Below are 11,682 nucleotides of genomic sequence, written 5' to 3'. Positions count from 1 at the left end.
TATGGAAAAGAAGAAACTTTCCGCCGGAAAGAAAGGAACCGGTAAGCGGCTCTTACAATATATTGCCAAACATTATAAAGGCCGTCTGATCGTCGTTATGATCTGTATTGTCTTTGCCGGTATTTCCTCTACTGTTGCAAATGTTTTTTTACAGCGGCTGATCGACGATTGCATCACACCGGGCCTGAAAAACGGCATGGCCTCCGTTGCCGGTAAACTTACTGCCAATATTCTTTCCATGGCATCGATCTATCTGATTGGTATCTTAGCCAATTTCCTCTATACCAGGATCATGGCGACCGTCACCCAGGGAACCCTGAAGAATCTCCGGGATGACATGTTTAACCATATGGAAAGCCTGCCCATCAAGTATTTCGACACCCATGCCCATGGAGACATCATGTCGACTTATACCAACGATACCGATGCCATCCGACAGATGATCGGCCAGAGTGCTCCGATGATCTTCCAGTCACTTCTTGCCATCCTGGCCATTGTCATCCTGATGCTTTCTTACAGTTTCTGGCTCTCTCTGATCACAGCGGGCTTCATTTTTCTGATCCTCTCTGTCTCAAAGAAATATTCCACCCACTCCGCCAAATACATGATGAAGCAGCAAAAGTCCCTGGCCAAAGAAGAAGGCTTCGTGGAGGAGATGCTTGAGGGCACGAAAGTCGTAAAGGTCTTCGTCCATGAGGATCAAACCATCCGGGATTTTAACAGTTTAAATGAAGACCTCTTCCATGACAGTAACGAGGCCAATCGATCCGGTAACGTCTTAATGCCTATCGTCGGAAATATCGGAAACCTCATGTACGTCGCCATTGCTTTTGCCGGGGCTCTGATGGCCTTTGGCCATGCGCCAAATATAGGGCTTTCCGGCATAGGTGTCATGACGGCCGGTATTATCATCTCCTTCCTCGGCGCTGCCCGTCAGCTGTCCCAGACCATAGGACAGGTTTCCATGCAGGTTCCTCTGATTGCCATGGCCCTTGCCGGCGCAGACCGTGTCTTCGAATTGATCGATCAGAAGCCGGAAGAAGATGAAGGCTATGTCACTCTGGTGAATGCCGAAGAAGATGCCAATGGAAATCTCACAGAGACTGACCATAAAACCAATCTCTGGGCATGGAAGCATTATCACGAAGCCGACAATACAACCACCTATACCAGGTTGACCGGAGATATCCAAATGGAACATGTCGACTTCGGATATACAGACGACAAGCAGATCCTCTATGACATCAGCCTCTATGCAAAACCCGGTCAGAAGATCGCTTTCGTCGGTGCGACCGGCGCCGGTAAGACCACAATCACGAATCTGATCAACCGTTTCTATGATATTCCGGATGGCAAGATCCGCTATGACGGCATCAATATCAATAAAATCAAAAAACCGGACCTCAGACGTTCTCTCGGTATCGTCCTCCAGGATGTCAATCTCTTTACCGGAACGGTCATGGACAATATCCGGTACGGAAATCTATCCGCCAGTGACGATGACTGTATCAATGCTGCAAAGCTTGCCAATGCCGATGACTTCATCAGCCGTTTACCGGATGGTTATCAGACGATGCTGACCGATAACGGATCCGAGCTTTCCCAAGGACAGAGACAGCTCATTTCCATTGCCCGGGCGGCTGTTGCCGATCCTCCGGCTATGATCCTGGATGAGGCGACTTCCTCCATTGATACCCGGACCGAAGCCCTGGTACAGAAGGGAATGGACAACCTGATGAAGGGGCGGACCGTATTCGTGATTGCCCATCGTCTTTCGACCGTACGAAATTCCGATGCCATCATGGTTTTGGATCATGGTCATATCATTGAGCGTGGAACCCATGATCAGCTTCTGGCACAGAAGGGTGTTTACTATCAGCTCTATACCGGTGCTTTTGAACTGGAATAAAGACAAACATCAAGTCAAAAGCTGCTTTTGACTCTGGACAAAAAAGGGGCTGTGAAAAAATGATGATCTCATTTTTTCACAGCCCCTTCTCTTTTTTTCATGAGCTGATTATTTCACAGCCCCTTTTTCCATATCATGCAGAAGCTTTTATTCGACGTCCTGGAGGGCTGCAACACCTTCCTCACCGGTTCTTACCTTAACAACACGGTGAACGTTATATACGAAGATCTTACCATCTCCGATATGACCGGTGTAGAGGGCTTTCTTGGCCGTTTCGATAACGGAGTCCACAGGGATCTTGGCCACAATCACTTCAAGCTTGATCTTAGGAAGAAGGGTTGAGTCTACTACGGCACCACGATAACGTTCCATAGATCCCTTCTGAATCCCACAGCCCATGACCTGGGTAACGGTCATACCACTGACACCGAGTTCATTCAAGGACTTCTTCAGACGGTCGAAGTGATCCAGGCGGCAGATAATGGAAACCTTATGAACTTCTGTATCTGCTTCGACCGGACCGACTGCAGCTGTTTCCGGTGCCTTATAGACTTTGACTGCGGCACTTTTCTGCGCATCCGATGCCTTATCGAATTCATCCTCGCCAAGATCGGTATTCTCGTTCGGATCCAGACTGATATCGGTAACATCCGTGATGGCAAAACCGGAATATGCGCTTGCAAGACCATGTTCGTGGATATCCAATCCTTCGATCTCGACATTGGCCGGAACACGAAGTCCAATGGTCTTATCAATAATAAAGAAGGCGATCCGCATAATAATCAGAACATAGGCTGCAACGGAAACAAGGCCCAAAGCCTGAACGCCCAGCTGATGGAAACCACCTCCGTAGAAGAGGCCCTTGCCGACGCCATCTGCTCCGGTTGAGAAGAGACCGACTGCGATGGTGCCCCACATTCCGTTTACCATATGGACGGAAACGGCACCGACAGGGTCATCAATCTTAGCTACATTATCGAAGAACTCAACACTAAAGACAACCAGGATACCGGATACCAGACCGATAAAGAAAGCACCGACCGGGCTGACACAGTCACAGGGAGCGGTGATTGCTACAAGGCCTGCCAGGGATGCGTTGAAAGTCATGGAAACATCAGGCTTTCCGTAGCGGATCCAGGTGAAGATCATCGTAACGACCGTTGCAACTGCTGCAGCGAGGTTGGTATTGAAGAATACAAGTGAAGCACTAACGGCTGCTGCATCACTGTTCATGGCCTGGGTGGATGCACCGTTGAATCCGAACCAGCAGAACCAAAGGATAAATACGCCAAGAGCCATTGCTGTCAGATTGTGTCCGGGAATCGCTCTGGCCTTTCCATTCTTATCATACTTTCCGATCCGGGGTCCAAGCAGATATGCGCCCAGGCAGGCGATCAAACCTCCGACCATATGTACACAGGTGGAACCTGCGAAATCATGGAAGCCAAGGCCGGAAAGCCAGCCGCCACCCCAGATCCAGTGACCGCTGATCGGATAGACGATCAGAGAGATCACTGCAGAGTAAACACAGTAGGCTTTGAAGTTGGTCCGCTCTGCCATGGATCCGGAAACAATGGTCGCTGCGGTTGCACAGAATACGGTCTGGAAGATCACGAAGCACCAGAGGGGTACTGTGCCAGGAACAACACTATTATGGGATGTGTAACTTGCCCGGATCAGAGGATCAAACTGTCCGATCAGGGCTCCGGTTCCGTTAAACATAAGGCCAAATCCGATGACCCAGAAACAAGGGGTTCCGATACAGAAGTCCATCATGTTTTTCATCAGGATATTTCCGGTGTTCTTCGCTCTGGTCAGACCCGCTTCACAGAGGGCGAAACCAGCCTGCATGAAGTAGACCAGGGCTGTGCCGACCAGCATCCAAATGACTGTTGTCATTTCAAATTTCATGACTCAAGTCTCCTTTCTTATCTTTTCCTTTCCTCTCCTTGACTGCAGCCCTTTTTGCTGTCACAGCTTTCCTTTTCTGCACACTTTAAAGCAAAAGGAAAAGGCACTATCTCCAGGGATCCGGATTCCCGTGAAGACAGCGCCTTTGCAGTCTTAATAAAACAAAAAACAGAGAGCATGTGACTTAAGAAAAGAACGTCATTGCTCTCTGTTGATTGTTAATATATGGCTTTCTTATGTTTTTGTCAAGAAAGAATTTATGGATTTTTTAGAATTTTGAAGAATCTCTCAGTCCATAGTCATCTCAGAGAATCCGGAAGGATTAGCGAAGCATATTCTTTAAGTGCTCCATCAGAATATTGATACCGGTAAGATTCTCTCCGCCTCGCGGAATAATAATATCCGCATATTTCTTCGACGGCTCTACAAACTGTTCATGCATAGGTTTTACCGTCTGAGCATACTGGTTCAGTATGGATTCGACCGACCGGCCCCTTTCCGTGACATCCCGCCGGATTCGACGCATGAGCCGTTCATCCGCATCCGTTTCCACAAAGACCTTAATATCCATAAGATCTCTCAAGCCGGCATTTTCCAGGATCAGAATGCCCTCTACAATGATGACTTTCTTCGGCACTACATGAATGGTCTGATCTGTACGGTTATGGATCGTATAATCGTAGACCGGCACATCAATTTCCTCATTGTTCTTCAATCGCTTGATATCAGAAATCATCCGATTGGTATCAAAAGCATTGGGATGGTCATAGTTTAACCTTGATCTCTCATCAAAAGGCAGTTCATCATGTGCCTTATAATAGGAGTCATGGCTGATCACAACAATGTCCTCGCCAAATGCCTCTTTGATCATACTGACAATGGTTGTCTTCCCGGATGCAGATCCTCCTGCAATACCTACGACATATACGCCGTTCATAAACTCTCCTTCAAATTTTCCTGTCTGCTCTAAGTTTCGTCTCCCTATCACGAGCAGACAGTTAAGGGTCTTTCCTTCACAAGTGCCGTATCTTTATTTCTTCACCGGCTTTTCTGCCTTCTGACCATAGCCTCCCTCTGCCAGAAGCTTCTGTGCGCTAACCAGTTTTACACAGAGTGTAAAAAGTTCTGCCGCCGTTTTCAGATCATTGATGGGCGGATAGGTCGGTGCAATCCGGATATTACTATCCTTGGGATCCTTATGATAAGGGAAAGTTGCTCCGGCATCGGTCAATTTGACGCCGGCCTTTCTGCAGCGGTTGACCACTTCCTTGGCGCATCCGGGCATGGTCTCAAAGCTGATGAAATAACCTCCATTCGGTTTGGTCCAGCTTCCGATCCCGAGTCCGCCCAGATTCTTCTCAAAAGTTTCCTCCACCATTTCGAACTTCGGACGGATGATATCTGCATGCTTTCTCATATGCTCTACCATGCCATGGATATCCTTGAAATAACGGACATGGCGAAGCTGATTGACCTTGTCGTATCCGATGGTCTGGTGGCGCATCTGTTCTCTGATATCATCCAGGTTATTAGAAGAAGTTGCCAGAGCCGCGATGCCGCTGCCCGGGAAAGTAACTTTCGATGTAGATGCGAATTTATAAACCAGGTCCGGATTTCCGGCACGCTTGCACTCTGCTAAGATCTCGATCAAATAATCCTGATTCTTGTCATAGAGATGATGGATGCCGTAAGCATTATCCCAATAGATCCGGAAGTCCTTGGCGGCCGGTTTCAGACGTGCAAAACGGCGGACTGTCTCATCACTATAAGAGTATCCCTGTGGATTGGAATACTTCGGCACACACCAGATTCCTTTGATTGCTTCATCCGAAGAAACCAGTTTCTCTACCATGTCCATATCGGGTCCGGTTTTCGTCATCGGTACATTGATCATCTCAATGCCAAAGTACTCCGTAATACTGAAATGTCTGTCATAACCGGGCACCGGGCAAAGCCATTTGACCTTATCCAGTTTGCACCAGGGGGTATTCCCCATAACACCATGTGTCATGGACCGGGAGATACAGTCATACATCACATTCAGAGAGGAGTTTCCATAGATAATAATATTATCCGGATTGTTCTCCATCATGTCACCCATGAGTTCCTTGGCTTCCCGAATACCTCCCAGAACACCATAATTCCGGCAGTCGGTACCATCTTCGCAAGTCATATCCGCACTGCTGTTCAGGGCATCCATCAGTCCCATGGACAGATCCAGCTGCTCCTTGCAAGGCTTTCCACGGCTCATATCCAGAGTCAGTTCCATTGCCTGAAACTTCGTGTATTCCTTCTTCAGATCGGTTACCGTCTTCTCCAGTTCTTCTTTGGTCATTTCCTGATAAGCTTTCACAAATGCCTCCTTGCCACGGGATCCGCCTTCCTTCATGGATTTATTGAAATCTAAGCCTTTTCCGCACTTGTTCCTACGCCAGGTATCATTTGTATTATCGCAGTCGAAATCAGAAAATGCAATAATCCCGGCTATTTTTTCACTTATCTCCAGGTCAGCCAGAGGAATCCGTATCCTCCAAGGACCGCTGCCAGAGTGAAAGGAAGACCGATCCGCATAAACTGTCCGAAAGAGACCTCATATCCCTCTCTTCGAAGGAGGCCGGTCCCGGCAATATTAGCAGAAGCACCGATCGGGGTTATATTTCCACCCAGGGTGGCCCCAATCAGAAGCCCATAATAGAGGAGGTAAGGTTCCACGCCAAGACTGCCTGCGACTGCCCCGATGACCGGCAGCATGGTTGCCACATAGGGGATATTGTCAATAAAAGCTGAGATCAGGACAGAGCCCCAGACCACGATCGTATAGAGCAGGAAGTAATTATTGCCGCCGGCTTTAATAATGAATTTTGAGATATCCTGGATGATCCCCATATTGGTGATCCCACCGATGACAGCGAACAGACCTGCCAGAAGGAAAATCGTCTGGTAATCGACATTCTTCAGGTTCGAAATCATATTTCCCTTATCCCGGGTCCGGATATATTCGGCAACGATGCAGCCGATACCCCAGACCATGCAGATCCAGCCATTGGTGGTCTCCGGCTTGTTGGGGATAAAGGATGCTGCAATCAGGCAGACAATATGTCCAACCATGGCGATGGTCGGGATATAGTCTGTAACACTCGTATATTCTTCTGCTGCGACCGGCTCTTTTTGTTTCCGGAAAAGAAACATCATGATCGGAATGGTAAGAATGGCTCCGACTTCAACGGCAAAGAAGACACCGGGCCTGCCGCGGAACCAGAAGAAATCATTGAAGTCCATCCTGGCAGCTCCTGCCAGCATGATCGATGTTGTATCGCCGACAAGTGTTGCAGCGCCTTGCAAATTGGAGGATACCGCAATACTGATGATCATAGGAACCGGCGAGATCTTCAGCTTCTTACAAATGGCAAGTCCTACCGGAGCGATCATATAGACTGTTGCCACATTATCGATAAAGGCTGAAACAATGCCGGCAAAGAGGGACATCAAGATCGTCACCCACATCACATTAGGTGCCAGATCCAGAAGCTTATCTGCCAGGTAGTTTGGCATCTTCGATTGTATGAAGTAATCCACGATAACTACAGTACCGAAGATCATAAGAAGGATATTCCAGTCGATGACAAAAAAGAGTTCTCCCCAAGGCAGAATGCCAAGGATCAGAAAGACAAGTGCAACCGCACAGGCGATCCTGGGTCTCCATTTCTCCGGAAGGATGATCATCAAGGCATACATGGCAATAAAGAGTATGATTGCAGCCGTTTTCATAAGTCCTATCTCCTTTTTTCTAATAAAAAAGGCAGTAAATGTTTATTACATTCGCTGCCTGTTAAACAGAAAGCGCGAGACGGGACTCGAACCCGCGACCCCAACCTTGGGAAGGTTATGCTCCACCAACTGAGCCACTCGCGCATAGTATACTTGATTATAGTATGAGAGCGGGTGATGGGAATCGAACCCACGTATCCAGCTTGGAAGGCTGGTGTTCTACCATTGAACTACACCCGCATATCGCTGCGAAATGTCCCGCAACGATTCTATATTAGTGAAATCGACACAAAAAGTCAAGCACTTTAGAGTCGGCTCTCATGGCAGGTAAAATATAGGATCTGCCTCTTCTCTCCCTGTTTCTTCAAGAGTTCCAAGCCAGACTTCACCTTCTCCTGATCCAGATTGGTCAGTGGATCATCCAGAATCAGAATCGGCTGTTCCCTGTGATAAAGGACATCCACCAGGGCAAAACGGGCTGCCAAAGCCGTCAGATCCCGGTAGCCGGCACTTAAATAGGTGGAAGACTTTGTCTGCCCACGATACTGAAATTGGATCCCAAGATTCATATCCAGTTCGAAATCATCTTCGCTGAAATCAATCGGCTCATCCGGGAACATCTCTCTTAAATAGGTCTTCATCCCCTCCTGAAGCGGTTCCATATAACGAGAGAGGAAACGGGTCCTCGCGGTATCCAGATAATCCTTGGTTTTTGTAATGATGCTGAGCCGCCGATTCAGCCGCTTTTCTTCCTCCAGATCATCTGCAAGACGGTCTCTCTCATCCTCATGATTTACCAGGGCCTCCGAGCTTTCATTCACTTCTTCGATATCCGTCTGGATGAAGCGGTTCAGATCCTGGATCTCCTGGTCCATGGCAGCTTGTTTTTCCTGCATCTTTTCGACAGGGACAAGCTCCTGGTCTTCGGGAAGCCTGATCTGCCCCTTCATCTCCCCAAGTTCTTCTGACAGTTTCTTTGTCTGTTCCATCAGGTCGTCATAACGCTCTCTACGTCTTCGCACCTCAGAGAGCTTTTCCTTATCCGTCTGATCCGCCATCTCATCCGGGAAGGGAAAACGATTCAGATAATCCGTCAGACGGTCCTGTTTTTCACGGATCTTCGTCTCCAGCTCTCGGATCTCCTTCAGATTCTGATCCAGAGCAAGCTTTGCCGACCGATCTTGTGCCAATTTGGTCAGAAGTTCTCTTTCATTGGCATCATGATAGAGATCCATGCCATAGGCATTGGCATAGTACTGTAACTCCGTATAAAGGGAAAGCTGTTCCTCAGAGAGCTGATCCAGCACACTTTCTGCCGCACTCAAGCTTTCTTTCTCCCTCTGCTGCAAAGTGACATAACGATCGAATTTTCTCTGAACCTCACGAACCCGATCCAGGATCTGAGGCTCTTCGCCCGGGTAACGCTCCAGAAACCGTTTTTCCAGTTTTTCCGACTGTTCTATGGACTCCGTGATCTCTTCGATCTTCTTTTGATACTCGCTCTCTTCCTTTTCGTTCCGAAGTTTCAAATCCTTTGCTCTGCGGCGGACCTGAAGGCCAAGGATCAGGCGGGATAAGAGAAGAACCAGGGCAATGGCAAAGCAGGAAATCGACAGAGCTATTTTTTCCTGACTTCCTAAAGCAATGTAGAAGATGATGCCGCCGGCCAGGAAAACAAAGAATAAGCCCGTAAGAAGGGATCGGATCCCTTTGGAGTTTGTCGTTCTCCCCAGCTTTTCCTCTTTTTTCTCATAGTTTTCTTCCAGGATTTTTTTCTGTCCCAGGAGCTGCTGTCTCTCCTGTTCCTTTTCCTGGATCATGGTCAGCTCATCCCTTGACGGACGATCTGACTTAAAGTAATCCGAAAGTTCCTGGAGGTCTCTCGTCTCTTCTTCGCTGAGCGTTGTCCGCTTGCTCTGCAGTCGAAGTTCTCCCAGGCGGTCGGCCCTTTTCTGATAGGAGGAGAGATCCTCCTCTTCGGGCATGGAAGAGGAAAAAAGACGGCTCAAGCGGCTCTGTTCTTCCATGGCCGGAAGCTTTTCTCTGTAGCTTCCCAGACTTGCCCTGAGGATGGCCAGATTGGCTTCCAGTTCCTCCATCCCGGACTCCTGGTCACGGTCCGGAATTCCTCTGGCAAAGAAATCATCCAATCCGGACAGTTCCTCCCGATCCTTTTCCAGAACCTGCGTCTTCTCATGATAGGCGCCCAGAGCCTGCTCCATCTTGCTGCGCTCTGCGATATCCTGGCTCAGCTTGGCCTTTTCCCACTGCAGAGACAGAAGATCCGCCTCACGCTTTTTCAGTTGTTCCTTTTTCTGCTCATAAGCCTCCGTCAGAACCGGGATCTCCTCCACGATCGCCTGCTTCTTTCGAATTTCGTCCCGGATCTTCACAAGAGAGCCCGGATTCGCCTTCGATGTTCTGGTATATGTTTTCCTGGCATCGTCCAGGCGGCTGATCGCCTGTTCAAAGGAATTGATATCATCCCTGACATAAGACAAGCCGCCCATCTTCGCATTGATACTGTCGGTCATCACCGTTTGTGGTGCCGACTGCGGGACAAAAATACTTTTTTCAAAAGATTCCCGATCCAAGCCGAAGAGTTCCTGACCGATCTCCTTACTATAGGCATCGGACTCCATGCCGGTCTGAAGGTCGATCAGACGGAAAGTATCCTCTGTGTCCTTCTTCCCGAACGTTCTCTCGATCCGATAGCTGCCGGTCTCTGTGGAAAATGTAAGGCTTCCCCCGTAGGGGGCCTGAGACCAGGGCATATAATGTTCCCGTTCCGTAAGGGTTTTCCGTCTCGGGCTGTATTCCATACCGAAAAACATCGCCTTGATAAAAACAGTAAAGGTTGTTTTCCCCCAGCCATTTTCCTCGAGGATCTCATTCAATCCCGGCTGAAATTCAAATTCCAGGTCCTTCAGTCGGCCAAAACCACTGATATAGCATTTCTCAAGTCTCATCAGTCGATGTCCTCCCCCATAATGGCCCGCATACCGGTTTCAATAATGGCCGCTCTTTCTTCCTCCGGCAGATCTTCCTCTTCCATGAGACGAACAAATTCCCCTTTGAGAGAAGGATCATTCCGAAAACTCTCGTAATCGATCTGAACCGTTGTCTTATCCTCTACCTTGACGAAATAAAAACGATCCTCAAAGTGCATACGAATCCTGTCCAGATCCAGATCCATGTCCATATGGATCTTTCCGTTAAAAACAAGTTTGACCAGATCATCCATAGGGATAGACTGCAGGGCATCTTCCGAAGCCCGGATCAGATCCGGCATCTCCATATCCGGTGTCAGATCGATATGGACCTCATGAAGGGTCCGGCGGGCAAAGGGAATAAATTCTGTTTCTACCCGTCCCTCTTCCACGTCAAGAAGGATAAAGCCCTTTTTCCCGCACTCATCAAATCCTCTGCCTTCCAGACAGCCGCTGTAGGCAAAAATGCCCCGGTCATCCAGCCTGCCTTCTTTATAGGAATGAATATGGCCCAGAGCCAGATAATCGATATTCTTGCCCTTGAAATCATTCCGATTGATGATCTCTGCCCGGCCGGAACCGTCATTTTCGGACTCCTGGCCATGGAGCATAACAATATTGGTCTTGGCCTGATCCAAAACCAGATTGGTCGCAAGATGCTGGACATTGTCTGCATTGATCTCCCGACCGGTGATGACGAGATCATCGTAAGAATAGCTGGTCCAGCAGTCTGCCGTGAAAAGCTTCAGATTCTCCGGTATCTCCTCCGGCTGCTCATCGAGTAAGAAATCGGAGTCATCGTGGTTTCCTCTGAGGTAGAGGAAATCCATCTCCGTGTGCTGACGAATATCTTCCAAGACTCGTCTTCGGACGCTTTTTCGAACATGCTTTTTGTCAAAGAAATCGCCCGCGATCAAAATAGCGCGGACCCGGTTCGACGATGCAAATTCCAGCATCCGTTCAAATGTTTGAAGGAGTTCTTCTCTCCTCTCCCTCGCCTTTTCCCCAGGCAGATTGCTTTCCATCTTGGAATCCAGATGGAGATCTGCGACATGAATCAGTTTCAAATGCTACCCTCTCTATTCATTTTCCGGCGAAAGCCAA

At 48.5% G+C, this 11,682-nt stretch carries 7 protein-coding genes and 2 tRNA genes; 1 reads left to right on the top strand and 8 read right to left on the bottom strand.

Going from position 1 to position 11,682, the window contains the following annotated elements; translation table 11 throughout:
• Position 1: 1 nt before the first annotated feature.
• A complete protein-coding gene (locus ACKX2L_RS03760) occupies positions 2–1,909 on the top strand; it encodes an ABC transporter ATP-binding protein (RefSeq protein WP_497550323.1) in 1,908 nt (635 codons plus the stop codon).
• 147 nt (positions 1,910–2,056) lie between these two features.
• On the opposite strand, the gene ACKX2L_RS03755 is transcribed toward ACKX2L_RS03760, so the two are convergent.
• From ACKX2L_RS03755 to ACKX2L_RS03720, 8 genes are all read right to left on the bottom strand, one after another.
• Entirely contained in the window at positions 2,057–3,820 is a 1,764-nt protein-coding gene (locus ACKX2L_RS03755) for an ammonium transporter (RefSeq protein ID WP_497550324.1), read from the bottom strand.
• 322 nt (positions 3,821–4,142) lie between these two features.
• Positions 4,143–4,757 carry a uridine kinase gene (gene udk / locus ACKX2L_RS03750; protein ID WP_497550325.1) on the bottom strand — a complete coding sequence of 205 codons (615 nt, stop codon included), beginning with the start codon at positions 4,755–4,757 and terminating at the stop codon, positions 4,143–4,145.
• Between the two features lie 93 nt (positions 4,758–4,850).
• Entirely contained in the window at positions 4,851–6,173 is a 1,323-nt protein-coding gene (locus ACKX2L_RS03745; RefSeq protein ID WP_497550326.1) for an aspartate aminotransferase type Ic, read from the bottom strand.
• A 143-nt stretch (positions 6,174–6,316) separates the two neighbouring features.
• On the bottom strand, positions 6,317–7,588 hold the full coding sequence (locus tag ACKX2L_RS03740) for an ArsB/NhaD family transporter (protein ID WP_497550327.1): 1,272 nt from the start codon (positions 7,586–7,588) through the stop codon (positions 6,317–6,319).
• Between the two features lie 71 nt (positions 7,589–7,659).
• Positions 7,660–7,732, bottom strand: a tRNA-Gly gene (locus tag ACKX2L_RS03735).
• Between the two features lie 25 nt (positions 7,733–7,757).
• Positions 7,758–7,828: transfer RNA gene (locus ACKX2L_RS03730), tRNA-Gly, on the bottom strand.
• A gap of 65 nt (positions 7,829–7,893) precedes the next feature.
• Positions 7,894–10,557 carry an AAA family ATPase gene (locus tag ACKX2L_RS03725; RefSeq protein ID WP_497550328.1) on the bottom strand — a complete coding sequence of 888 codons (2,664 nt, stop codon included), beginning with the start codon at positions 10,555–10,557 and terminating at the stop codon, positions 7,894–7,896.
• The gene (locus tag ACKX2L_RS03720) at positions 10,557–11,645 is read right to left on the bottom strand and encodes a metallophosphoesterase family protein (RefSeq protein WP_497550329.1); all 1,089 of its coding nucleotides are present in this window, start codon (positions 11,643–11,645) and stop codon (positions 10,557–10,559) included. The genes ACKX2L_RS03725 and ACKX2L_RS03720 overlap by 1 nt, the downstream gene beginning before the upstream one ends.
• Between the last annotated feature and the right edge of the window lie 37 nt (positions 11,646–11,682).

Source organism: Porcibacter vitabionis (assembly GCF_046263795.1).
In the GTDB taxonomy this organism is placed as follows: Bacteria; Bacillota; Clostridia; order Lachnospirales; family Lachnospiraceae; genus Lachnocurva.
This window is presented reverse-complemented; position numbering and strand designations above follow the sequence as displayed.

What these genes read in the sequence shown, in the direction of transcription:
- ACKX2L_RS03755 (WP_497550324.1), bottom strand. Translation starts at nt 3,820, where the DNA reads ATGAAATTTGAAATGACAACAGTCATTTGGATGCTGGTCGGCACAGCC.
- ACKX2L_RS03725 (WP_497550328.1), bottom strand. Translation starts at nt 10,557, where the DNA reads ATGAGACTTGAGAAATGCTATATCAGTGGTTTTGGCCGACTGAAGGAC.
- ACKX2L_RS03760 (WP_497550323.1), top strand. Translation starts at nt 2, where the DNA reads ATGGAAAAGAAGAAACTTTCCGCCGGAAAGAAAGGAACCGGTAAGCGG.
- udk (WP_497550325.1), bottom strand. Translation starts at nt 4,757, where the DNA reads ATGAACGGCGTATATGTCGTAGGTATTGCAGGAGGATCTGCATCCGGG.
- ACKX2L_RS03740 (WP_497550327.1), bottom strand. Translation starts at nt 7,588, where the DNA reads ATGAAAACGGCTGCAATCATACTCTTTATTGCCATGTATGCCTTGATG.